The 24,367-nt window shown below is 60.5% G+C and carries 17 protein-coding genes; 12 read left to right on the plus strand and 5 right to left on the minus strand.

Annotated features, from left to right (window positions below; genetic code table 11):
• The first annotated feature begins 288 nt into the window (after positions 1 to 288).
• The 8 genes from phnC to ATY80_RS03260 all read left to right on the plus strand — a co-directional run bounded on the left by phnC (position 289) and on the right by ATY80_RS03260 (position 7,617).
• A complete protein-coding gene (gene phnC / locus ATY80_RS03225) occupies positions 289 to 1,134 on the plus strand; it encodes a phosphonate ABC transporter ATP-binding protein (protein WP_189637073.1) in 846 nt (281 codons plus the stop codon).
• 90 nt (positions 1,135 to 1,224) lie between these two features.
• Positions 1,225 to 2,130, plus strand: coding sequence for a phosphonate ABC transporter substrate-binding protein (phnD, locus tag ATY80_RS03230; RefSeq protein ID WP_088691018.1), 906 nt, complete (start codon positions 1,225 to 1,227; stop codon positions 2,128 to 2,130).
• Positions 2,131 to 2,199: 69 nt separating this feature from the next.
• On the plus strand, positions 2,200 to 3,168 hold the full coding sequence (phnE, locus tag ATY80_RS03235) for a phosphonate ABC transporter, permease protein PhnE (RefSeq protein WP_088691019.1): 969 nt from the start codon (positions 2,200 to 2,202) through the stop codon (positions 3,166 to 3,168).
• A gap of 8 nt (positions 3,169 to 3,176) precedes the next feature.
• The gene (gene phnE / locus ATY80_RS03240) at positions 3,177 to 4,517 is read left to right on the plus strand and encodes a phosphonate ABC transporter, permease protein PhnE (protein WP_088691020.1); all 1,341 of its coding nucleotides are present in this window, start codon (positions 3,177 to 3,179) and stop codon (positions 4,515 to 4,517) included.
• Between the two features lie 131 nt (positions 4,518 to 4,648).
• The gene (locus ATY80_RS03245) at positions 4,649 to 5,344 is read left to right on the plus strand and encodes a DUF1045 domain-containing protein (protein WP_088691021.1); all 696 of its coding nucleotides are present in this window, start codon (positions 4,649 to 4,651) and stop codon (positions 5,342 to 5,344) included.
• 13 nt (positions 5,345 to 5,357) lie between these two features.
• Positions 5,358 to 6,497 carry an alpha-D-ribose 1-methylphosphonate 5-triphosphate diphosphatase gene (locus ATY80_RS03250; RefSeq protein WP_088691022.1) on the plus strand — a complete coding sequence of 380 codons (1,140 nt, stop codon included), beginning with the start codon at positions 5,358 to 5,360 and terminating at the stop codon, positions 6,495 to 6,497.
• Positions 6,494 to 7,093 (plus strand): phosphonate metabolism protein/1,5-bisphosphokinase (PRPP-forming) PhnN, encoded by a 600-nt coding sequence (gene phnN, locus ATY80_RS03255; RefSeq protein ID WP_088691023.1) that lies wholly within the window; start codon positions 6,494 to 6,496, stop codon positions 7,091 to 7,093. Before ATY80_RS03250 ends, phnN begins: the two co-directional genes overlap by 4 nt.
• A 14-nt stretch (positions 7,094 to 7,107) precedes the next feature.
• Positions 7,108 to 7,617, plus strand: coding sequence for a GrpB family protein (locus ATY80_RS03260; RefSeq protein ID WP_088691024.1), 510 nt, complete (start codon positions 7,108 to 7,110; stop codon positions 7,615 to 7,617).
• Between the two features lie 431 nt (positions 7,618 to 8,048).
• Here the strand turns inward: ATY80_RS03260 and ATY80_RS03265 are convergent, their stop codons facing one another.
• A complete protein-coding gene (locus ATY80_RS03265; protein WP_088691025.1) occupies positions 8,049 to 10,397 on the minus strand; it encodes a DNA translocase FtsK in 2,349 nt (782 codons plus the stop codon).
• 172 nt (positions 10,398 to 10,569) lie between these two features.
• Complete coding sequence (gene polA, locus ATY80_RS03270; protein WP_088691026.1) at positions 10,570 to 13,569, minus strand: DNA polymerase I; 3,000 nt, start codon at positions 13,567 to 13,569, stop codon at positions 10,570 to 10,572.
• A gap of 422 nt (positions 13,570 to 13,991) precedes the next feature.
• Here polA and ATY80_RS03275 point away from each other — a divergent pair, with 422 nt between their 5' ends.
• The gene (locus ATY80_RS03275) at positions 13,992 to 14,408 is read left to right on the plus strand and encodes a MarR family transcriptional regulator (RefSeq protein WP_088691027.1); all 417 of its coding nucleotides are present in this window, start codon (positions 13,992 to 13,994) and stop codon (positions 14,406 to 14,408) included.
• A gap of 3 nt (positions 14,409 to 14,411) precedes the next feature.
• Here ATY80_RS03275 and ATY80_RS03280 read toward each other — a convergent pair whose 3' ends face one another.
• Complete coding sequence (locus ATY80_RS03280) at positions 14,412 to 16,796, minus strand: EAL domain-containing protein (RefSeq protein WP_088691028.1); 2,385 nt, start codon at positions 16,794 to 16,796, stop codon at positions 14,412 to 14,414.
• A 201-nt stretch (positions 16,797 to 16,997) separates the two neighbouring features.
• On the opposite strand from ATY80_RS03280, the gene ATY80_RS03285 reads away from it, so the two are divergent.
• The gene (locus ATY80_RS03285) at positions 16,998 to 18,386 is read left to right on the plus strand and encodes a M20/M25/M40 family metallo-hydrolase (protein WP_088691477.1); all 1,389 of its coding nucleotides are present in this window, start codon (positions 16,998 to 17,000) and stop codon (positions 18,384 to 18,386) included.
• A gap of 517 nt (positions 18,387 to 18,903) precedes the next feature.
• On the opposite strand, the gene ATY80_RS03290 is transcribed toward ATY80_RS03285, so the two are convergent.
• Together ATY80_RS03290 and ATY80_RS03295 are read right to left on the minus strand one after the other, a co-directional pair.
• A complete protein-coding gene (locus ATY80_RS03290) occupies positions 18,904 to 19,086 on the minus strand; it encodes a hypothetical protein (RefSeq protein ID WP_088691029.1) in 183 nt (60 codons plus the stop codon).
• Between the two features lie 181 nt (positions 19,087 to 19,267).
• Positions 19,268 to 19,594 (minus strand): hypothetical protein, encoded by a 327-nt coding sequence (locus ATY80_RS03295; RefSeq protein ID WP_088691030.1) that lies wholly within the window; start codon positions 19,592 to 19,594, stop codon positions 19,268 to 19,270.
• 234 nt (positions 19,595 to 19,828) lie between these two features.
• Between ATY80_RS03295 and ATY80_RS03300 the strand changes: the two genes are divergently transcribed.
• On the plus strand, positions 19,829 to 22,177 hold the full coding sequence (locus ATY80_RS03300; RefSeq protein ID WP_088691031.1) for a transglycosylase domain-containing protein: 2,349 nt from the start codon (positions 19,829 to 19,831) through the stop codon (positions 22,175 to 22,177).
• 235 nt (positions 22,178 to 22,412) lie between these two features.
• A complete protein-coding gene (dnaK, locus tag ATY80_RS03305) occupies positions 22,413 to 24,329 on the plus strand; it encodes a molecular chaperone DnaK (RefSeq protein WP_088691032.1) in 1,917 nt (638 codons plus the stop codon).
• The last annotated feature ends 38 nt before the right edge of the window (positions 24,330 to 24,367 follow it).

Below are 24,367 nucleotides of genomic sequence, written 5' to 3' on the forward strand. Positions count from 1 at the left end.
CTTTACTCCAGTATTCCCGATATCCGTTGAATTGCCTGCCATCGACTGGTGATCGGGTCAACTGCTGCGACGATACCTCTCGTGCCGACTTCGTGTGCAATCGCTCAGCCCCAGCTGCGGTTGGCAGGTTCCCGTCGCTATTGTTTATCCGGCACACGACCGCGGCTGGATCCGATGTCCGTCAAAGGACCGATTATGACAGTCCTTACACAAAATTGACATTGGAGCTTCATCAAGCGGGACTAATGCACTCCCTCATATCGCCTTTGGACTATGAGGAAGAGCATGATGTTCGAGCTGAGGAATGTCACCCGCCGTTTCGGAAAGAAGACCGCCGTCGATTCCGTTACGCTCGACATTCCTCAGGGCCAGATGGTCGGCATCATCGGACGTTCCGGTGCGGGCAAGTCCACGCTTCTGCGTATGATCAACCGCCTGCAGGAGCCGACATCGGGCTCGATCCATTTCGCCGGTGTCAAGGTCTCCAGCCTTGGCGGCCAGGCGCTACGCAACTGGCAGCGCGATTGCGCGATGATCTTCCAGCAATTCAATCTCGTTCCGCGTCTCGACGTGCTGACCAACGTCATGCTCGGCCGTCTCAATCATCGCTCCACCGCGATGAGCCTGTTTGGTCTCTTCACCCGCGAGGAGCGCATCCACGCGATTGCCGCCCTTGAGCGCCTCGGCATCGAGCAGACGGCCTTGCAGATGGCAGGCACTCTGTCGGGTGGCCAGCAGCAGCGCGTGGCGATTGCCCGCGCGCTGATGCAGAACCCGAAGATGGTGCTCGCCGACGAGCCGATCGCCTCGCTTGATCCGCTCAACGCCAAGATCGTCATGGACGCACTGCGCGACATCAACGAGCGCGAAGGCATCACCGTCATCACCAATCTTCATACACTCGATACCGCCCGCAACTACTGCGAACGCATCGTCGGCATGGCTGCTGGCCGCGTCGTGTTCGACGGCAAGCCCTCCGAACTGACGGCTGAAGCCGTCAAACAGATTTACGGCACCGACAAGGATGGCGCCGGCATCGACGAGACGATGACCTCGACCTCGATCAACATTCCCGCGGCTGCCGCCGCCAATCAATCCGCCGGCTTGCAACCGCTGGCGCTGGCCGGTCTCTGAGAGGGGCGGCCTCGATCGTAAGCCCGCGTTATGGGCGCACGTCTTCTTAACCAGGGATCGCCGGGAAGACCGGTCAATCAGGAGAGTACCATGTTGAAGAAAGCACTCTTTGCCGCGACGGCGCTGTTTGCGCTTGCCGGCGTTTCGCATGCTGCAGACCTCAAGGAATTCCGCGTTGGTATTCTCGGTGGCGAAAACGAAGCCGATCGCCTGCGTAACTACGCTTGCCTGGCTGACCACCTGAAGACCGAATTCGGCTTCGAGAAGGTTTCGCTCTTCCCGGCTGCCGACTATGACGGCGTTATCCAGGGTCTTCTCGGCGGCACGCTCGACTTCGCGGAACTCGGCGCTTCGGGTTACGCTGCGATCGCCATCAAGAACGACAAGGCTGTCACCCCGATCCTGACGACCGTTCAGAAGGACGGTTCGACGGGCTACCACTCGATTGGTCTCGCTCTGAAGTCCTCGGGCATCAAGGACATCAAGGACGCCAAGGGCAAGAAGCTCGGCTACGCCGATCCGGACTCCACCTCGGGCTACCTGATCCCGCTGACGCAGATCCCGAAGGACACTGGCATGCCGAATGACCAGTACTTCGCTTCCACGCAGTTCAACGGCGGCCACGAGAACAACCTTCTCGCTGCCTATGACGGCAAGGTCGATATCGCCGTTGACGACTCCTCGGGCATCGGCGATTTCAAGGACGGCTACACTTCCGGCACCTTCCGCAAGGCTGTCGACAAGGGCACCGTAGATCCGAACAAGCTCGTCGAAGTCTGGCGTTCGCCACTGATCCCGAACGGCCCGCTCGTTATTCGCAACGAACTCGGCGCTGATTGGCAGGCAAAGCTCACCGACTTCTTCATGAAGCTCCCGGCAAAGGATGCCAAGTGCTTCGCAGCCATCGAAGGCGGCGATTACCAGGGCTACACCAAGGTTCAGCCTGACTTCTACAATGCCATCATCGATGCTCGTAAGGCTGCCATCGGCGGTTGATCGATCCTGACGGTTGAAGGGCGGCCGTAACAAGCCGCCCTTTTTGTTGCGAAGAAAGCGGACACCTTCATGACTTTTGCCGATCCCAACACCCACGCGCCGGCCCAGCAAAGCGCCCGTGAAATCGGTGACGCCTGGAGCAAGATGGTGGCCCGACGCCGCTTCTATACCGGCCTTGGGCTGGTGATCCTGCTTGCCGCTTTCATCGCCTCCGTGCGTTTTGCCGATGAAAGCAATGCCGGCCATTTCTTTGAGCGCCTGCCGCATCTCTTCGATTTTCTGAACTGGCTCATTCCCAAGGATTGGAATGATGTCTGGCGCGCCCTGTTGGATATCGCAAACCCGACCCAGAAGACCGGTGAAGAGTATAATTTCGCCCAGGGTCGCGTCTATGTCTGGGGCGGCTTCTATATCCCCGAATATTTCGAGCTGATGATCATCACGATCAACGTCGCGCTCGTTTCGACGATCATCGGCTTCATCTTCGCCGTGCCGCTGAGCTTTCTCGTGGCCCGCAATCTGGCGCCGTCCAATCCGCTGCGCATCATCGCCAAGCGTCTGACGGAACTCCTCCGCGCGTTCCCCGAGATTGTTATCGCAGGCCTGTTTTCCGCCATCCTCTCGATCGGTCCGGTTGCCGCGATCATTGCAGTCGGCCTGCACACCATCGGTGCGCTCGGCAAACTTTTCTATGAAGTTGTCGAAAACATCGACATGAAGCCGGATGAAGGCATGAAAGCCGTCGGCGCCAGCTGGTCGGAGCGCGTCCGCTTCGCTGCCCTGCCGCAGGTCATGCCGAACTTCGTCTCCTACGCGCTGCTGCGCCTGGAGATCAATGTCCGCGCCTCCACCATCATCGGTGCGGTCGGCGGCGGCGGTATCGGTGAGGAGTTGAAGCTCTCCATCTCGCGCGGTTTCGGCGCCAAGACGATGGCTCTCGTTCTCCTGCTCTTCATCACCATCGTTGCGGTCGACCAGTTCTCCGCATGGCTGCGCCGCCGCCTCGTCGGTGAGCACGCCTTCCTTTTGCAGCATTGAGGTCCGCCATGACGGTGATCGACGCCAACCGGATGCACGAGATCGAGCAGCGTTATCCGGAGTATTTCAAACGTTCCTTCCGGCAGCGCTTCGGCGGCCTGATGATCGTGATCGCGACGCTTGTCTATGGGCTTTACGCAACCTGGTTCTTCGACCTGCCGAAGCTGCTTGCCGATGCCCATTGGGAGCGCGTCGGCCTCTATCTCAGCCAGTGGGTAAGCTATGACGTGCAGCTCGAATTGCGCATTGGCGATGACGGCATCACGGTCAAATATCCGCGTTTCTCGCCGCTCGGCGACAACCCGCATCCGGATTGGGTCATCAACAATCCGGATGGCAGCGTCACGGTTTCGGTCAGCGGCACAAGCCGCAGCGTTACCATCTCCAAAACGGAGACGACGGTGACCGCCCACGGCATCAGCGTGCCGGTGGAAGTCTCCAGCGGCGCACCGAAGCTCGTCGGCCCCGTGCCGAGCTGGATGACGGTCTACGACGACAACGTCCTAGCCGACCTGGGCTTTGCCGGCGACGTCAGCATTTCGGTCGATCGCGTCAAGGTGCGCAAGCGCTTCCTCGGCTGGGCGAATTTCGTTTTCGACACCCAATCGCCATTCTTCGGCAAGCCGGCGAGCAAGGTCATCAGCCTGATCGTTTCGGGACCGGAACTGAAGCCCGGCCAATCCAACCTGTCGCTTGCCTTCGATAATATGTGGCACAACAGCGCCTGGCAGCACGGCGACGTCTGGACAAAACTGTTCCAGACCATCGTGATGGCTTTCCTGGGGACGCTGCTCGGTGCATTGTTCGCTTTTCCGCTGGCGTTTCTTGCAGCGCGCAACATCACCCCGAACAAGGTGCTGAATCAGGTCCTGAAGCGCTTCTTCGACTTTCTGCGCTCGGTCGACATGCTGATCTGGGCACTCTTTCTGACCCGCGCCTTCGGTCCCGGTCCTCTGGCTGGGTCCGGCGCGATTTTCCTCACCGAAACGGGCACGCTCGGCAAGCTCTATTCAGAAGGCCTGGAGAACGTCGACAACAAGCCGCGCGAAGGCATCAAATCGACCGGTGCGTCCACCGTACTCACGCATCGCTACGGCATTATTCCACAGGTCGTCCCTGTTTTCGTCAGCCAGACCCTCTACCAATGGGAGTCGAATGTTCGTGGCGCCACCATTATCGGCGCGGTTGGCGCGGGTGGTATCGGCCTCAAGCTTTGGGAAGCGATGCGCACCAACGCCAACTGGGAAAACGTCGCCTATATGGTGCTGTTGATTCTCATTGTCGTCTTCCTGTTCGACATGGCCTCGAACGCGCTGCGCCATCGATTGATGGGCACCAAGGCACACTGAAAAAGCGCAGGATCGTTCCGGATCATCATCATTCTGTCACGGAAATCTTTTAGCCGGAAGCCAGCTTGCGGTGGCGGTCAAATCACTGAACACTACAATCCGCATTCGGAACGATTCCCAGGATACGAGCCTTGCGCTACGCACTCTATTTCACGCCGCCGAAGGACGATCCTTTGAACGGCACGGCCGCGCTCTGGCTCGGCCGCGATGCCTTCACCGGCGAAACTTACCCGGCTCCTGATCATCCGGACCTGCCGGCCGCCGAGCAGTTCGAGCTGACCGCCGATCCTCGCCGCTACGCTTTCCACGCGACGATCAAGGCGCCCTTCCATCTGGCAGCCTCCGTCACTGAGAAGGACCTGATCCAGGTTGTTGAGGATTTTGCCGCCCGCACGTCGGCCTTCGAGATTCCCGAGCTGGTGCTTGGGCAACTGGGTAAATTCTTTGCGTTGGTGCCCGCTTTTCTGCATCCGCCGCTTCAGGATTTTGCTGCCACGGTGGTAAAATCCTTCGAGCCGTTTCGCGCCGCCTTGTCGGATGCCGATATCGCGCGCCGCAATCCGGAAAGACTAAGCGAGAGCCAGAGGACCAATCTGTTGCGCTGGGGCTATCCCTATGTGATGGATGACTTCGGGTTTCATATGACGCTGACCGGCCAGGTGCCGCAGGAGCGTGCCGGCATAATGAAGGCCATTCTGGCGGAGCGTTTCGCCGCCTTTACTGGCCGGCCGCTCCCGATCACCGGCCTTGCCGTTTTCGTTGAGGAGGCGCGCGGCGCTCCGTTTACAGCCCATTCCTGGTGGCCGCTTGCCGGCGCGAAAAACTGAGAGACCATATTCAATGACCAAAGAAACCGTCTTCTCCAACGCTCGCATTGTCCTCGAGGATGAAATCATCGAAGGCTCGGTCCTCGTCCGCGACGGCAAGATTGCCGATATCTCGACAGGCAACTCGCATGTCGGTGAGGATTTCGAAGGCGACTACCTGATCCCTGGTCTCGTCGAGCTCCACACCGACCATCTCGAAGGCCACTATTCGCCGCGCCCGGGCCTGCGCTGGCACAAGACGGCGGCGATCCAGGCGCATGATGCCCAGATCGTCACATCCGGCATCACCACGGTCTTCGATTGCCTGCGCATGGGCGCAGACGAGGATGGCGGCTTCGAGCACGGCGAGATGCGCGAGATGGCCGATGCGATCCAGAAGGCCGAGCAGGAAGGCCGTTTGCGGGCTGAACATCTGCTTCACCTGCGCTGCGAGGTCTCCGCTGACAACGTGCTGCAGCACTTCTCCGATTTCGAAAACGATCCCTACGTCCGTCTTGTCTCGCTGATGGACCACGCGCCTGGCCAGCGGCAGTTCCAGACGATGGACCAGTACATCTTCTACTACCAGAAGAAGCGCGGTCTCTCCGATGCCGAGTTCGCCAAGTTCGTCGATCGCCGCGTGACGGAGTCCGAGCGCAACTCGACGCCGCATCGCGCGGCCATTTCCAGGGTCTGCGCTGAGCGTGGCATTACCGTCGCCAGTCACGACGACGCAACGCTCGCCCATGTCGACGAAGCCATCGAAAATGGCGTTCGCCTCGCCGAATTCCCGACCAGCTTCGACGCTGCCAAGGCGTCGCACGAGCATGGCATGAGCGTGCTGATGGGCGCCCCGAACATCGTTCGCGGCAAGTCGCACTCCGGCAACATTGCCGCCCGTGATCTCGCCGAACACGGCGTTCTCGACGTGCTGTCCTCCGACTACGTCCCGCTCAGCCTCCTCTACGCGCCCTTCCTGATCGCCGACGAAGTCGAGAGCATTTCGCTGCCGAAGGCGATCGCCATGGTCACTGCTACTCCGGCCCGCGCCGTCAGCCTCAACGACCGCGGCCGCATCGCCACCGGCCTGCGCGCCGATCTCGTCCGGGTCTTCCGTGACCACGGCGTGCCGGTCACCCGTTCTGTTTGGCGTGAAGGGCGCCGTGTCGCATGAACCCGTCGCACGAACCTCACATCGTTCCGGGCACCGAACGCGGCATCATGGTCGTGGTCGTTGGTCCGAGCGGTGCCGGCAAGGACACGTTGATGGCGCTGGCCGCCAAGCACTTCCGGGGTCGTCCAGAGGTGCATTTCGTCCGCCGCGTCATCACCCGTCACACCCATGCCGGCGGCGAGCAGCATCTCGCCGTGTCGGACCAGGGCTTTGCGTCGATGGAACAGGCCGGAAGTTTTGCGGTCTGGTGGGAAGCACACGGCCTGAAATATGGCATTCCGGCCGAGGTGTCGGTGTCGCTCGCTCAGGGAAATTTGGTTATCGCCAATGGCTCGCGCTCGGCGCTTCACCATTTCAAGGCCGCTTTCCCGCGGCTCAAGGTCATCAATGTGACGGCGACCGCCGAGGTGCTGGCCAGCCGTCTGGAAGCGCGCGGCCGCGAGACGCATGAAGACATCATGGCGCGTCTCGCCCGTGGCCCGCTGACGGTGCGTGGCGATTACGACGTGACCGACGTCGACAACAGCGGTTCGCTGGAAGACGGCGAGCGCAGGATCGTGGATGCGCTGAACGGCTTCCTCGCGGAAGTGGCATAGGATCGGGAGGTACGATGGCCATCGTTGTCGTTGCTTACAATCCCGAGTGGCCACAGCTTTTCGACGAGGTCAAAGCAGAGCTGCATCCGGTACTATCCGATTTGGCACCGTTTTTTCATCATGTCGGTAGCACATCGGTTCCTGGTCTTGCCGCGAAGCCCAAGATCGATCTGCACGCTGCTTTTTGCAATGAGGATGGGTTACTGACCGCGATCGAGCGGGTAAAAGACCTCTCCGCCTACACGTTTCACGGTGACAAATACAACGACCAGAGCTGGACCTTCACCAGCGGCAAGGGCTCCTACGGCGCGCGGCTCTATCTCTGTTCATCCGATAACCACGTGCTCCGCGATCGCATCGTTTTCCGCGACTACTTGCGGGCGCATCCCCAGCGGGCGCAAGCATACGCCGCGCTGAAGCTTCGCCTGATGAGCGAGGCGAACGACGATTGGGCCTACTACACCGGCGGCAAGACCGACTTCGTACGCGAGACCTTACGTCTCGCGGCTGGCGAGGCGGACTGATCCGCGGTGCAATTTTGTTGTGCGTGGAAAAAATCGAATGAACTTTCAGTGATTTGAACAAACTGTTCTTCCCCGCCGATCCCCGCGCAAATGATCTGCGGCACACTGATGACGTCATTGGACAGGGAGCCGGGTCGCGAACCGGATCTGACAAAATTGGTCGAAATCCGGCGTTCGATAATCATTGCAGGAGAGGGATCGTAGGCCGTCAGGACCGGCGATCCACCGCAACGGAAGGGCCGAGAGACGCTCCTGTCGGCCTGGAAGAGTGGGGACTCGATGCGATCGGGCAGGCGGCGCCGCCTGACAATCCACATCTACCACGACGTCGCCTGCCCATTCCCAGCAAGCCCAAGCCGTACCGGATCACTCTTCGGCGCGGACATCACTGCTGGCGGCGGCACCCGTTCTGGGATGTCACAGCCACTGCGTTATTCGCCTTCGCCGCGTCCAGCCACGATCTCGCGCTTGCCGACATGATTTGCCGGGCCAACGAGACCTTCCTTTTCCATGCGCTCGACGAGCGAAGCCGCACGGTTGTAGCCGATGCCAAGACGGCGCTGGATGTAGGAGGTCGAGCACTTCTTGTCACGCATCACGACCTTGACCGCCTGCTGGTAAAGCTCGTCGCCGTCTTCGGAGCCCATGGCGCTCTTGTCGAAGACTGCGTTGTCCTCTTCTTCGCCGGCCTCGTCTTCCTCGTCAGCTGTAACGGTGTCGAGATACTCCGGCCGACCCTGCGTCTTCAGGTGCGCGACGACCTTCTCCACCTCGGCATCCGAAACAAATGGTCCGTGTACGCGCGAAATCCGCCCGCCGCCCTGCATGTGCAGCATGTCGCCCTGGCCGAGCAGCTGTTCGGCTCCCTGTTCGCCAAGAATAGTGCGGCTGTCGATCTTCGACGTCACCTGGAAGGATATCCGCGTCGGGAAGTTCGCCTTGATGGTGCCGGTGATGACGTCGACCGACGGGCGCTGCGTCGCCATGATCAGGTGGATGCCGGCGGCGCGCGCCATCTGCGCCAGGCGCTGGATCGCCCCTTCGATTTCCTTGCCGGCGACCATCATCAGGTCGGCCATCTCGTCGACGATGACGACGATGTAAGGCATCGGCGTCAGATCCATCTCCTGTTGCTCCTCGATCGGAGCGCCCGTGCTTCTGTCGAAGCCGGTCTGGACCATGACGTGGATGGTCTCGCCCTTGTCGCGCGCCTGCGCCACGCGGCTGTTGTAGCCGTCGATATTGCGCACGCCGAGGCGCGACATCTTGCGATAGCGATCCTCCATCTCGCGTACCGCCCACTTCAGCGCCATGACGGCCTTCTTCGGGTCGGTGACGACAGGTGTCAAAAGGTGCGGGATGCCGTCATAGACGGAGAGTTCCAGCATCTTCGGATCGACCATGATCAGGCGGCACTGTTCCGGCGACATGCGGTAGAGCAGCGACAGGATCATCGTGTTGATGGCGACGGACTTGCCCGAACCGGTGGTGCCGGCGACGAGCAAATGCGGCATCTTCGCGAGCTCTGCGATGACGGGTTCGCCGCCGATCGTCTTGCCGAGGCCGAGCGCAAGCTTGTAGCCGCTTTTCTCGAAATCCTGGCTTTCGATCATCTCACGGAAGTAGACGGTTTCGCGCAGCGCGTTCGGCAGTTCGATACCGATGACGTTGCGGCCGGGAACCACGGCAACACGCGCCGACAGCGCCGACATCGAACGGGCGATATCGTCGGCCAAGCCGATGACGCGGGAGGACTTGACGCCCGGTGCCGGCTCGAACTCGTAAAGTGTGACGACGGGGCCGGGGCGGACATGGATGATCTCGCCCTTGATACCGAAATCCTCGAGCACGCTTTCGAGAAGGCCGGCATTCTGCTCCAGCGTCTCCTGCGACATGATCTCGCCGACACGCTCCGGCGGTTCCTGCAGCAGCGAATGTGAGGGGAATTCGTAGCCGGAGGCATCGACCCTCGAGGGCACGATCTTCGGCGCGGCAAAGCGCGGCGCCGGAGCGAGCGGCTGGGGAGCCTGCGCGCGAACCGGCAGCGGAGCGATCGGCTGCGTCTTCGGCTGGACTGCCGCCGCTTCTTCTACGCGGGTCCGCTCGGTCGCGACCGGGCTCTGTGTTGCGCGGCCGCGCGTCAAACTGGCAGCCGGCGCGACGGGTGGCGGGGCGACCGGCTCAGGCATCGGTGCAACGGCGATTGCCTGATGTTGCCGACCTGGTCGCCACTCCATGACGCGGAACCGGCTGATGATCGATTCGGGGCTGACTTCCGGCCGCGGCAATGAAATCTGAGGCAGTAGGATCGGTTCGGCTACCGCTTCCTCGAAGGCCATGACCTCCCAGAACGCGAAGTCCGAGATGGCAGCCAGTTCAGTGGATGCACGGACAATAGTCTCGGTTTCAGGCTCGACCGACATCACTGGCGATACAGCCACAGCCGGCTGCACTTCGATCGTAAGGGGGATCTCGGCTTCATGGACCTCGAGTGGGACGTTGGCGACAACAGGCGCCGCCGGCGCCACGCTCGCGCCGATTTCGGCCGCAACGCGTTCCTGCAGCGCAAGAGGCGGCGTGTGGACGGCTGGCGCCGGCACGCGCTTCGGATTGATCAGATTCTCGGGCGTGCGGGTGAACCGCACATTCGGAGCCAGTGAAAAATTGCTCTGCCAGATTGGTGCCGTAGGCTTCTCGCCTGCGTATTCCTGCAGCTGTTCACCTTCGACTTCCGCGGAAATCTCCTCGGCCCCTGTCAGATTGGTTCTAGGAAAGCGCATACGACCGCTACTCACTCATGATTAGCAACTAATATCCGCTCTCGAATTAGGAAATGAAGGTTAATAAGTTCCTTCCATCCACACCATCGGTCGATGAAAAATATAAAGAAAAATGTTCAATATCAATTATTTGAAACGTGGAGAAAATTTTAATGGATTTTCGACGAAGCGCTCAGTGCGCTTCGTCCCAGTTGGTCGCCGAACGCGCGTCGACCCTCAGCGGCACGCGCATTTCAAGCGCCGGCATGGTGGCGTTTTCCATGACCGAGACGATGATCGGCGTGGCCTTTTCGACGTCTGCATCCTCGACCTCGAAGATCAGTTCGTCATGGACCTGCAGGAGCATGCGCACGCGGTCGCCAAGTCCCGCTTCGGCGAGCGCCGGCTCCATCTTGATCATTGCCCGGCGAATGATATCGGCCGCCGATCCCTGGATCGGTGCGTTGATCGCCGCGCGCTCGTTGAAGGCACGAACCGACGGGTTGGAGGAGCGAATCTCAGGGTAGTTGATTCGCCGCCCGAAGATCGTTTCGACGTAGCCCTTGTCGCGCGCCATCTGCTTGCGGCTGTCCATGTAGTCACGAATGCCGGGGAAGCGCTCGAAATACTTCTTGATGTAGTCGCCCGCTTCCGAGCGCTCGATCGAGAGCTGATTGGCGAGGCCGAACGCGGATATGCCGTAGATGATCCCAAAGTTGATTGCCTTGGCGCGACGCCGCACCTCTGACGGCATGCCCTCGACCGGAACGCCGAACATCTCGGACGCGGTCATGGCATGAATGTCGACACCGTCGGCAAAGGCTTGCGTTAGCTGCGGGATCTCCGCGACGTGCGCGAGCACGCGCAGTTCGATCTGGCTGTAGTCGGCCGAAATCAGCTTGTGGCCCGGCGACGAAATGAATGCCGTGCGGATCTTGCGGCCTTCCGCCGTCCGCACCGGAATGTTCTGCAGGTTGGGTTCCGAGGAGGACAGCCGGCCTGTCGTCGTCGAGGCCAGCGAATAGGAGGTGTGGACCCGCTTCGTCTGGGGGTGAACGTATCCCGGCAGCGCATCCGTATAGGTCGACTTCAACTTGGTCAGCTGGCGCCAGTCGACGATCTTGCGTGGTAGTTCGAAGCCCGCGGCTGCGAGGTCTTCGAGCACGCTTGCCGAGGTGGACCACTGGCCGGTCTTCGTCTTCGTACCGCCGGCAAGTCCCATCTTGCCGAACAGGATGTCGCCCAGCTGCTTCGGCGAGCCGATGGTAAAGCGAACGCCCGCGAGCTTGAAAATTTCGTCCTCGAGCGCGGCGGCGCCCTGTGCGAGATCGCCGGACAGGCGCGAGAGGATCTGCCGGTCAACGGTGATGCCGCGCTCTTCCATATGCGCCAGAACGGGCACCAGTGGGCGCTCAAGACGTTCGTAAACCGTCGTCAGTTTCTCGGCCGCAAGGCGCGGCTTCAGGACCAGCCAGAGCCGCAGCGTGATATCGGCATCCTCTGCGGCGTAGTGCGTCGCGCGATCGATATCGACGAGGTCGAATGTAACGTTCGACTTACCACTGCCGGCCACGTCCTTGTAGGCAATGGGTGTATGGCCGAGGAACTTCTCCGACAGCGGATCCATGCCGTGCGCGCCGGTTCCGGCGTCCAGCACGTAGGAGATCAGCATCGTATCGTCGAAGTTCTTCGTTTCGACGCCATAGCGCTTCATCAGCAGGTAGTCGTATTTGAGGTTCTGGGCGACCTTCAGGATCGACTCGTCTTCCAAAAGCGCCTTCAGCCGGGGAAGGGCGTCCCGCATCGGGATCTGGTTGTCTGCAAGCCCGCCGCCGAGCAGATCGCCGACGCCGGTCTTGTGGCCGATCGGGACATAGGCGGCGCGGATGCTGGTGCCGGTGGGGTTCTTGTCGTTGTCTGCGATCGCCATCGAGAACCCGACGAGCTCCGCCTGCATCGCGTCGAGCGACGTTGTCTCGGTGTCGAAGCCAACCAGACCCGTCTCGCGCGCATCGGCAATCCATTTGTCGAGCGTCGCGACATCGCGAATGGTGACATAGCGCGAGTGATCGAACGGGAGCGAGGCAAACGCTTCTGCGCGCGCCTTGGCAAAATCAGCCGGCAAGAAGGTGCCTTCGCGACCATTCGCGCCGTTCGCCTTTGCCGGAACAGGCACCGCCTCGCCGGCGACCTCGGGAATTCCACCGGCAACCGGCTCCGGCTCGGCGGCATCGAGGTCCGGCCCGCGCGCTGCTGCACCCCACTCGACCGGCACATCGACCGCATCGATGGCGCTGGCATCGCAATCGCAAGCCTCGGCCACCCGCCGCGTCAGCGAGGTAAACTGCATGGCCTTCAGGAAACCGATCAGCTTTGGCCCGTTTTGCGGCTCGAGGATCAGGTCTTCGACCTTGAGTTCAAGCGGAACGTCGATGCGCAGCCGCACCAGCTCACGCGACAGGCGGGCCTTGTCGGCATTCTCGATGATCGTTTGCCGGCGCTTTTCCTGCTTGATCTCGGTCGCGCGTTCGAGGAGCGCGTCGAGATCGCCGTATTCGGCAAGCAGCTGCGCCGCCGTCTTCGGGCCAATGCCGGGAATGCCAGGCACGTTGTCGACCGAGTCGCCGGTCATCGCCTGAAGATCGATCATTTTCTCGGGTGGAACGCCCCATTTCTCAATGACATCAGGGATGCCGATCTGCTTGTCCTTCATGCTGTCGTACATGTGGACAGCAGGCGTCACCAGCTGCATCAGATCCTTGTCCGAAGACACGATCGTCACGTCAGCGCCGAGGGCCTCGGCCTGGCGCGCATAGGTCGCAATGATGTCGTCGGCCTCGAAGCCTTCAGTTTCGATGCACGGCAGATTGAAGGCCCGCGTGGCTTGGCGGATGAGCCCGAATTGGGGGATCAGTTCCTCCGGCGGCGCCGAGCGGTTGGCCTTGTAGGCGTCGTAGAGATCCTTGCGGAACGTCCTTGCCGAGTAGTCGAAGACGACCGCCAGATGCGTCGGCGTCACGCCGACCGATGTGTCGCGCGCATCCGTCAATAGCTTCCACAGCATGTTGCAGAATCCCGAAACCGCTCCCACCGGCAAGCCGTCGCTTTTGCGGGTGAGTGGGGGGAGTGCGTGAAAGGCTCGAAAGATGAAACCGGAGCCGTCGACAAGGAAAAGATGATCGCCTTTTTTCATGGCGTCATGGATAGCGCGGCGACCTTGGAAGGTCCATATAAAGTTCGGAGGGAGAAAAGATTCTGCCTCACCAAACTGTTACTAATTTGTAATAGTCAATCCTCAGCTTTCCCTTGAAAAGCCACATTCCCGATCACAAATGATTACTACCGACGTTTGATCGTGTTGATCGCGTCGAGGGTCTGATAGCTGGCTTGTCCCCCGCCGCATCGGACTTGGACAAAGGCCTTATCCCCTCTCCGGGCCTTTGTCCCCATTTTAGAGCCGCCATAGCCAGACCTCCAGGCTATGGCGGCTTTGTTTTTCTGCTCTATCTTTCCAAGGACAACCTGCGATGAAGCGTTTGTGATCCATCGTATGAGATTTGTTGCATTGTTTTGTCGAGTTTTTTGCGACTAACTGAAAAGATGGGAATTAATCGTATGGACTCGGGGGCTTACCTTGCCAGCCAGCTGGCCAAGGGCTTCGCTCGTTCGCTCCAGCAGCGCGCGGCAAGGCTCGGCTTTTCGCCAGGGCAGTTCCCGGTTCTTCTCGAACTTTGGGCCGAGGACGGGCTGACGCAGAAGCAGTTGCTGGCCCGCGTCGACATCGAACAGGCGACGATGGCAAACACCCTCGCACGCATGGCGCGAGACGGGCTCATCGACCGCCGCCCGCATCCGTCCGACAAGCGCGCCCAGCTGATCTTCCTGACGGACAAGGCCAAGGGCATGGAAGACGACGCGATCGAGGCGGCGCGTGAAGCGGATCTAGCGCTGTTTGAGGGCTTCAAGAGCTTCGAACGCGAGCTGACCCTCGAATATATCCGTCGCCTTCTCGACAACGCCAAGAAGCTCTGAGTTCTATTCCGCCGCCGTTATGGTGGCGGAAGCGAGCGGCCGATCCAACTCGCCGTGGGTTGTGAGGAAGCTCTCACGCGCTGCCAGCTTGACGCTCGGCTCGATGTCCGGCTTGCCGAGAAGCAGGCCCTGCATCTGCTCGCAGCCTTCCTCGATGACGATCTGACGCTGAAGTTCCGTTTCGACGCCTTCGGTCACGACCTGAATTCCCAGGCTGTGACCAAGGCCGATGATGGCGCGCACAATGGAACGGGCGGCGGCGTCATGTTCGAGAATGCCCGTGAAGCTGCGATCCACCTTGATTTTGTCAAATGGCAAAGCGCGCAGGTTCGAAAGCGATGAGAAGCCCGTTCCGAAGTCGTCCATGACGATGCGCACGCCTAGTCCATGCAGACGCATCAGCGTTGCGATGACATTGCTTCGGTCGCGCACGAAGGCAGCTTCGGTAATTTCCAGTTCCAGCCTCTCCGGGGCCAACCCGGTCTCTTCGAGGATCGCCGCAACCCGCTCGCAAAGGTTCGGGAGCATGAACTGCACCGGCGAGACGTTGACGGCAATGGACAGTGGCTGCGGCCACCGCGCCGCTTCGGTGCATGCCTGGCGCATCACCCACTCTCCAAGCTGCACGATCACGCCGCTTTCCTCGGCTATGCCGATAAAGACCTCCGGTTCACTCATGCCATGTCCCGGCCGATTCCACCGCATCAGGGCTTCATAGCCGGTGACGGTATCCGTCCTGCTGTCGAGGATCGGTTGGTAGCTTACGGAGACCTGATTGCGCGTGATCGCATGCCGCAGCTCTGCCTCGATCTGGCGGCGGGCGCGCACGGCCTCGTCCATTTCCGCGTCGAAGAAGCAGGCCTTGCCGCGCCCGCCGTGCTTGGCACGGTAAAGCGCCGTATCGGCGTTATCGCTCAGCTCCTCCGCCGTGTGTCCGTCCGTAGGATAAACAGCGATACCGACACTGATGCCGACGGCGGTCGGATCGCGGGCGATATCCATTTCAGCGGCGAGCCCGTCAAGAATAAGCCCAGCGAGCTTGCGCGCGGCGTCCGGCTGCTGCTTGCCCGTCTGGATGATCGCGAACTCATCGCCTCCAAGTCGGGCGACCGTGTCGCCGTCGTCGGCCACGCGCTGCAGGATTGTCGAGACCTTGCAGAGGATGCGGTCGCCCTCCGCATGCCCGAAGATGTCGTTGACGGCCTTGAAGCGATCGAGATCCAGGCAGAAGACGGCGATCTGCGCGTGCTTGCGCTGGGCCAGTTGAAGAGCGTGGCGGATGCGCGTGTCGAACAGCGAACGGTTCGGCAGGCCGGTCAAGACGTCGTGCTGCGCCAGATGTTCGATCATTTTCTCGGCGCGCTTGCGCTCGCTGAGATCGCGAATCACCAGGACGTCACAGTTGCGCCCGCGATAGACCATGCGACGGGACAGAATTTCTACCGGGATCTCGCTGTCGTCTTTGGTGGTCAGCTGCGTTTCCTCTCGGAAGGCTATCGTACTGCCATCCATGCTCATCAGAAGGGAGGTCGGATCACCCCCGAGCAACTCGGCCAATTGCCAGCCCGACATTTGCTGGAACCGTTCGTTGGCGTCGACGATCTTTCCTTCGCGCAGAACGAGAAGCCCCTCCATCGAGGCGTTTGCGAGGCCGCGCAGATCGGTCAGATGGCTTTCGAGAAACACGGCGCCGAGAGCGACGAGGATCAGGGCCGTGGACACCACCACGATGATCGCTGCCAGCGCTTTGGGCTCCAGAACGGTCGTTGTCACGCTTCGTCCGGGCTCGGGAATGAGCGTAATACTGCTCATGGAAATGAAATGCATCGCTGCGATGGCGAGCACCATGGCAATCGCCGACACCAGCAGCCGTTTCGTTCCCTTGAGCCTCTCGAAGGAGAGAAACGCCGTGCTCGCGAGTGTCGCACCAATCAACAGCGCGATCAGCGTTGCCTGGAGATCGTAGACGATATCAACCTGGGCTTCGATCGCCCGCATGCCGGTCAGATGCATCGAACCGATGCCGAGTGCCATCAAGATGCCGCCGGGCACGAAGGAATATTCACTCGAACCCTCCACGGAAACCAGGATGGCGAGCCACGAAGCGCATATCGCCAGTATGACGGAGAGTGTTGTCAGGCCAAGACCATAAGTGATCGTGAAGCCGCCATCGTAGGCCAACATGGAGATGAAGTGCGTGGCCCAGATGCCGACGCCGCAGGCAAATGCCGATGCCATGATCCAGTGTCGTTGCTGTCCGGGGTCGCATTCCTGAGCGCGGAACAATAGCAGCATGGAGGCAAGGTTGCCGATCAGGCAAACAATAACGGCGGCAACAATCAGACGCCAGTCATGGTTCTCGCGAATGCAGGTGACTACAGAGAACATATCTCACCTCGAACTCATTGTCGGTATACTATTTATCCTTCCCTAAATAACCGTAAATTGTATATGCGATTTCATGCATTCGTCTTGCGGTATATCTGACGCGCCCATCCGTCGTGATCGCCTCCTCTCTCGATCTTTTTTCAACTCGAAAGCGATTTACCTTTGGTCTATCGTCCCGCGGAATTTCGAAAGGAGTCGAAAATGACTGACGTAACGCCGGTGCTTTCGCGCGCAGATCAGAATCTGCCATCAAGCCTCGACAAGCTGTTTGAACTCTTGAGGATCAAATCGATCTCCACTGACCCGGCCTTCAAGGTCGAGTGCCGCAAGGCGGCCGAATGGCTGGTTTCCTATCTCGAGACGCTGGGTTTCGATGCTTCCGTGCGCGATACGCCCGGTCATCCCATGGTTGTCGCCCATCATGCCGGTGCGAGCGCCGACGCGCCACACGCGCTGTTTTACGGCCATTACGACGTGCAGCCGGTCGATCCCATCGAGCTTTGGGAGAATGATCCGTTCGAACCGTCGATCAAGGATGTCGGCAATGGCCGGAAGATCCTTACGGGTCGCGGCACCGCCGACGACAAGGGCCAGTTGATGACCTTCGTCGAAGCCTGCCGCGCCTACAAGGACGTCAACGGTGCTTTGCCCTGCCGCATCACAATTCTTTTCGAAGGCGAAGAGGAATCCGGTTCACCGTCGCTGAAGCCCTTCCTCGAAGCCAACGCCGCGGAATTGAAGGCGGACTACGCCCTCGTGTGCGACACCGGCATGTGGGACCGCGATACGCCGGCGATTGCTGCGGCGCTTCGGGGTCTCGTCGGCGAAGAGGTCGTCGTGACGGCAGCCGACCGCGACTTGCACTCCGGCCTGTTCGGCGGTGCCGCCGCAAATCCGATCCATATCCTGACGGCAGCACTTGCTGGCCTGCACGATGAAACCGGTCGCATCACGCTCGAGGGCTTCTATGATGGCGTGGAAGAAACGCCGGCCAATATAAAGGCATCCTGGGAAACCCTCGGCAAGACCGCCGAGACCTTTTTGGGCGAGGTGGGTTTGTCGATCCCGTCGGGAGAGAAGGGCCGGTCGGTCCTCGAATTGACCTGGGCGCGTCCGACCGCTGAGGTCAATGGCATCTGGGGTGGCTATACCGGTGAAGGCTTCAAGACGGTGATCGCAGCCAAGGCCTCCGCCAAGGTCTCCTTCCGTCTCGTTGGGACGCAGGATCCGGATGCCGTCCGGGAAAGCTTCCGCAGTTACATCCGCTCGAAAATCCCCGCCGATTGCTCTGTCGATTTCCATCCGCATGGCGGCTCGCCGGCAATCCATCTTTCCTACGATTCGCCGGTGCTGACGAAGGCCAAGAATGCGCTTTCCGACGAGTGGCCAAGGCCCGCCGTGGTCATCGGCATGGGCGGATCGATCCCGATCGTCGGCGACTTCCAGAAGATGCTCGGCATGGAATCGTTGCTGGTCGGCTTCGGCCTCAGCGACGACCGCATTCACTCGCCAAACGAGAAGTACGAGCTCGCTTCCTATCACAAGGGTATCCGGTCCTGGATTCGCATCCTGGAAGCGCTGGCCAAGTAACAGGAAGCGCGCGCGCGAGCGCCCGAAAAACAAAAAGGCCGGAACAAGCCGGCCTTTCGTCATTCGCTTCACTTCGATGCCAGTACATCCGTGGTCAAGGAGGAGGCGAATGTTGCAGCCAGACTGATCGGGAAAGGTTAACGTATGGTTAACTGCAGAGCCGCGATCAAAACGATGGAAGTGGCAACGTTGCTTGCGCGCACAGCTTTCCATCGGCTGCAATATGTTGATCCCTATGTCGGAACGCCGACTTCGGGTTTCAAGTAGGACGAACGGATTTCTGCGTTTTTAAGCTTTCAAGTGTTCGACGAGACCGCTGCTGCGACCGCCATTTGCTCAGCCTGCGCTTGCCAAGGTGGGGGCTTTCACAGGAGAAATGGGAAGGCCCGGCGCTCTGGGAGAGACACCGGGCCTGATCGTGATCGGCACGTTTGAGGGGAGACGGCCGACCTTTAGCGAAACGTGTAGGGCGTGTTTCGCTACGCAACTAATTCACGGCGTCCCTAATGGTTCCCTGCTACCAGAGAGAAACTGAATTCTGACGACAGCCCAGCAACTCGCGCATCTCCGCGAACGGGCCGTGCAGCATCTTCAGGCGGCTCTCTTCCATCTTTGTCAGCCGGTAGCGGCGTGCAAACTCTTGCACGCTCCAGACTTCACGCAGCCTGAATTCTTCGGTGTTACTAAAGTCGATGCTCATGAAATGCCTACCTAGTGCGCGTTCTGCGCTAATCTTAGGCGCAATTCGACGTGCTATATGTCAGATTTGTGACGGTCGCAACGAATGGCAGCCATGCCAAAAAAGCGTGGCTTGGCGGGCCAAATAAATCAGAGCCCGGCTAGGCCGGGCTCTGATGCTGTCTCTGGTTCGCAGAGTATAATCAGCGCCAGTCGCGATAGCGATCACGAGCCCACGGCGGCGGACGATCCCATCCGTAGGACCGCTCGTAGCGCCAGCCATAGCGTGGCGGGCCGCCCCATCCATAGCGGCGGTCATCGCGCCAGCCGTAACGCGGCGGTGGAGGCCGGTTCCAGTTCGGGCGGCAATTGCCCCACCGCGTCAGGTGGTATCCGCGCCCGCAAGCGTAGTCGACGAGTACCGTATTTGGGGCCGCAATGCCGTTCATCGGCGCGACCGGCATCGCTTCAGCCGCGGAAACGCCAAATCCACACACGGCGATCGCGACTGCAATCATTCTCATACGCATCTTTGCACCTCTGTTATGCAAGTCCCTTGCGCGTCGATTAGAGAGCCCGTTCGGTGAATGGGGGCTGAACCAAATTTGACATTATTGGGGCAAACGCGGACCGCTCTAACCACTTCTTAACCACCCCTTAAATCGCCGCATTTAAAGTTCAACCGGGCGAAGAACCGTTTGGCAAAGCACGGTTTCTGCGGCGTCGCCGCGCAAGAAGCGAAGATGGGGTGTACCGGGTACTAGATGGCGGGCAGAGGCAAATCACGCGACAGGATCGAACCTTCTTTCAGCGGTCGCGACGACCGTGACGATGATGACGATTTCTCGCTCGATGCCGATGACCGCGTGGTGCGCGGACGCTCGACTAGGCGCGCAGCGCCGAAACCGTCCCGCGCGCGCCAGCCCGAGCGTCGCAAACGCGACCGCCGCGATCGCGAAGGGGGTGGGCTCTTCGGCTTTATCCGTCGCATCGTCTACTGGTGCATCGTTTTCGGCATTTGGGCTGGGATCGGCGTCGCCGGCCTCGTTATCTACTACGGCTCGCGTATGCCGAGCGCCAGCACCTGGGCCATTCCAGAGCGTCCGCCGAACGTCAAGATCACCGCTGTCGACGGCAGCGTCATCGCCAATCGCGGCACGACGGGCGGCGAGGCCCTCGCGCTCGAAGACATGTCGCCGTACATTCCCGAAGCGATCGTCGCCATCGAAGATCGCCGCTTCTACTCGCATTTCGGCGTCGATCCGCTTGGCCTTGCACGTGCCTTCGTTACCAATCTGACGACTGGGCACATGGTCCAGGGTGGCTCGACGCTGACGCAGCAGCTTGCAAAGAACCTCTTCCTGTCGCCGGACCGCACGCTGGAGCGCAAGGTGCAGGAAGTCCTGCTCGCCCTGTGGCTGGAGCAGAAATACACCAAGGACCAGATCCTTGCGATGTATCTCAATCGCGTGTTTTTCGGCTCGAACGCCTATGGCGTCGAAGCTGCCTCGCGCCGTTACTTCAACAAGTCCGCACGCGATGTGAACCTCGGTGAAGCAGCCCTTCTTGCCGGTCTCGTCAAGGCACCGTCGCGTCTGTCGCCGGCACGCGATCCCGAGGCCGCCAATGCCCGCGCACAGGTGGTGCTGCAGACGATGCGCGAGCAGGGCTATATCACCGATGACGAAGTCAAGACCGCCATGTCGCAGACGCCGGCCAAGGCAAAGCGCTATTGGTCGGGCGCCGGTCACTATGTCGCCGATATGGTGATGGACCAGCTGCCCGCCCTGATCGGCGACGTCAAGGAAGACATCGTCGTCGACACGACGATCGACAAGACGCTGGAAAAGCGCGCGGAGCAGTCGCTGAATGACGTCCTTGGAAAGGACGGCGCCAAGCTCGATGCCTCTCAGGCAGCACTGGTCTCTCTCGACGGGACCGGTGCGATCCGTGCCCTCGTCGGCGGCAGGGACTATGCCGACAGTCAGTTCAACCGCGCCGTCACCGCCAAGCGCCAGCCCGGATCGTCCTTCAAGCCGTTCGTCTATGCCGCGGCACTCGAAAAGGGCCTGACGCCGTTCTCCGTATTCAATGACGCGCCGATTCGGATCGGCGACTGGACGCCTGAGAACTACGAGAAGAAGTATAATGGCGAAGTGACCCTCGCGACGGCGCTCGCAAAGTCGCTGAACACGGTCGCTGCCCAGCTGGTCATGTATGATGGACCGGATCAGGTCATCAAGCTGGCACACCGCCTCGGCATCGAATCGGAGCTGCAGCCGAATGCCTCGATCGCTTTGGGCACGTCCGAGGTGTCGTTGATGGAGCTCACCGGCGCCTATGCCGCCTTCATGAATGGCGGCTACAAGGCAACGCCGCATGTGATCCGTCGCGTGACGACGGCCGACGGCAGCAAGGTGCTCTACGAGAACACCTACGATAATCCGCCGCGTGTCCTGTCGGAAGCGATTGCCGCCAACATGAACACGATGATGATGGGCGTCATCAACCAGGGAACCGGCAAGAGCGCCAAGCTTTCTGGCTGGCAGGCAGCCGGCAAGACCGGCACCACCCAGAATTCGCGGGACGCGCTCTTCGTTGGCTTCACCAGCAATCTCACAACCGGCGTCTGGTTCGGCAACGACGACGGTAAGCCGATGAGGAAGGTGACAGGCGGCGGCTTGCCGGCCAAGGCGTGGCAGGAATTCATGGTCGCTGCACACAAGGGACTGTCGCCGGCACCGCTGTTCGGCAACGGGCAGTTCATGGCTGATCCCGCAGCCAATCCCGGTGTTGGCGATCAGCCGATGGCGTCTGTCGAGCCTGGTGCGGCGCCACCGCTTGAAGAGCCGACGACGATCGGCAGCATTCTTTCCGGTGTCTTCGGAGGCGGGGCTGATGTTCGTGAGCGCAATCCACAGGCGACCGATCGACCGAGACGTCAGCCGATGGCGCCGGCTAATGGCGGTCCGGTGCCTCCCGCCGACATCGCTCAGGACGGCGATGATGGCTACGGCGATGCGCTGCCGCCTGGTGATATCGGCGAGCCTGAACCGTCGCCGGCAGGCAAGCCGAGACGGACGACATTGCTCGACTTGATCATGGGGCAGTAGCCAAAGCGTTTGGCCGGAAAAATGCCATTTTCCTGCGCCTGTCGAAATTAATCGCTGGGCGCTTGTTTTGCTGGTTTTCTGGCTATTTCTCGCCTTGCAGTCCCGAAAACCGCTCCTTATATACGCGGCATCACCGCAATCACGATTGCGTTAATCTTAAAGACCCATCCCGTAAGGGGCTGTCAGGGAAATGCCTTCTCGGGGTTCCGACAGCTTGCTTCAAGGAGAGAATGACATGGCAAAAGTTATTGGTATCGACCTCGGAACGACAAATTCCTGCGTCGCGGTCATGGACGGCAAAGACGCAAAGGTCATTGAGAATGCGGAAGGCGCGCGCACAACCCCTTCCATGGTGGCGTTTTCCGATGATGGCGAACGCCTCGTCGGTCAGCCGGCCAAGCGCCAGGCTGTCACCAACCCCACGAATACCCTCTTCGCTGTAAAGCGCCTCATCGGCCGCCGCTACGAAGATCCGACCGTTGAGAAGGACAAGAGCCTCGTTCCTTTCCACATCGTCAAGGGTGACAACGGCGACGCCTGGGTCGAGGCCCAGGGCAAGTCCTATTCTCCGGCACAAATCTCCGCGATGATCCTTCAGAAGATGAAGGAAACCGCCGAATCCTATCTCGGTGAAAAGGTCGAAAAGGCCGTCATCACCGTTCCCGCATACTTCAACGACGCACAGCGCCAGGCAACCAAGGATGCCGGCAAGATCGCTGGTCTCGAAGTTCTCCGTATCATCAACGAGCCGACGGCGGCAGCCCTTGCCTACGGTCTCGACAAAAAGGACGGCAAGACCATCGCCGTTTACGACTTGGGTGGCGGTACCTTCGATATCTCGATCCTCGAAATCGGCGACGGCGTCTTCGAAGTGAAGTCCACCAACGGCGATACCTTCCTCGGCGGTGAAGACTTCGACATGCGTCTCGTCGAATACCTCGTTGCCGAGTTCAAGAAGGATAACGGCATCGACCTCAAGGGCGACAAGCTTGCTCTGCAGCGCCTCAAGGAAGCTGCTGAAAAGGCGAAGATCGAACTGTCGTCCGCTCAGCAGACCGAAATCAACCTGCCGTTCATCACCGCTGATGCGACCGGCCCGAAGCACCTGACGCTGAAGCTGACGCGCGCCAAGCTCGAAAGCCTGGTCGACGATCTCGTCCAGCGCACCATCGCACCGTGCAAGGCAGCCCTCAAGGATGCCGGTGTCACGCCTGCCGAGATCGACGAAGTCGTTCTCGTCGGTGGTATGAGCCGCATGCCGAAGGTCCAGGAAGTCGTCAAGCAGCTGTTCGGCAAGGAGCCGCACAAGGGCGTCAACCCGGATGAAGTCGTAGCCCTCGGCGCCGCCATCCAGGCCGGCGTTCTTCAGGGCGACGTCAAGGACGTTCTGCTCCTCGACGTAACCCCGCTGTCTCTCGGCATCGAGACCCTCGGTGGCGTCTTCACCCGTCTGATCGAGCGCAACACCACGATCCCGACGAAGAAGTCGCAGACCTTCTCGACCGCCGACGACAACCAGCAGGCCGTCACCATCCGCGTTTCGCAGGGCGAGCGCGAAATGGCTGCCGACAACAAGCTGCTCGGCCAGTTCGACCTCGTTGGCCTGCCGCCGGCACCGCGTGGCGTTCCGCAGATCGAAGTGACCTTCGACATCGACGCCAACGGCATTGTGCAGGTTTCGGCCAAGGACAAGGGCACCGGCAAGGAACAGCAGATCCGCATCCAGGCTTCGGGTGGTCTCTCCGACGCCGATATCGAGAAGATGGTCAAGGATGCCGAAGCCAACGCCGAAGCCGACAAGAAGCGTCGCGAAGCCGTGGAAGCCAAGAACCAGGCCGAAAGCCTGATACACTCCACGGAAAAGTCGCTGAAGGATTATGGTGACAAGGTCTCCGAGACCGACCGCACCGCGATCTCCGATGCGATCGCCGCTCTGAAGTCTGCCGTCGAAGCAACCGAGCCGGATGCTGAAGACATCAAGGCAAAGACCCAGACCCTCATGGAAGTTTCCATGAAGCTCGGTCAGGCGATTTATGAAGCCCAGCAGGCTGAAGCCGGCTCTGCGGACGCTTCGGCTGAAGGCGGTGATGACAATGTCGTCGATGCCGACTACGAAGAAGTCAAGGACGACGACCGCAAGAAGTCCGCGTAAGCGAGACCAAGCGGTCTAGCTTGAAACTGACGTTCCGG

Source organism: Rhizobium sp. R711 (genome assembly GCF_002211365.1).
Classification (GTDB): domain Bacteria; phylum Pseudomonadota; class Alphaproteobacteria; order Rhizobiales; family Rhizobiaceae; genus Rhizobium.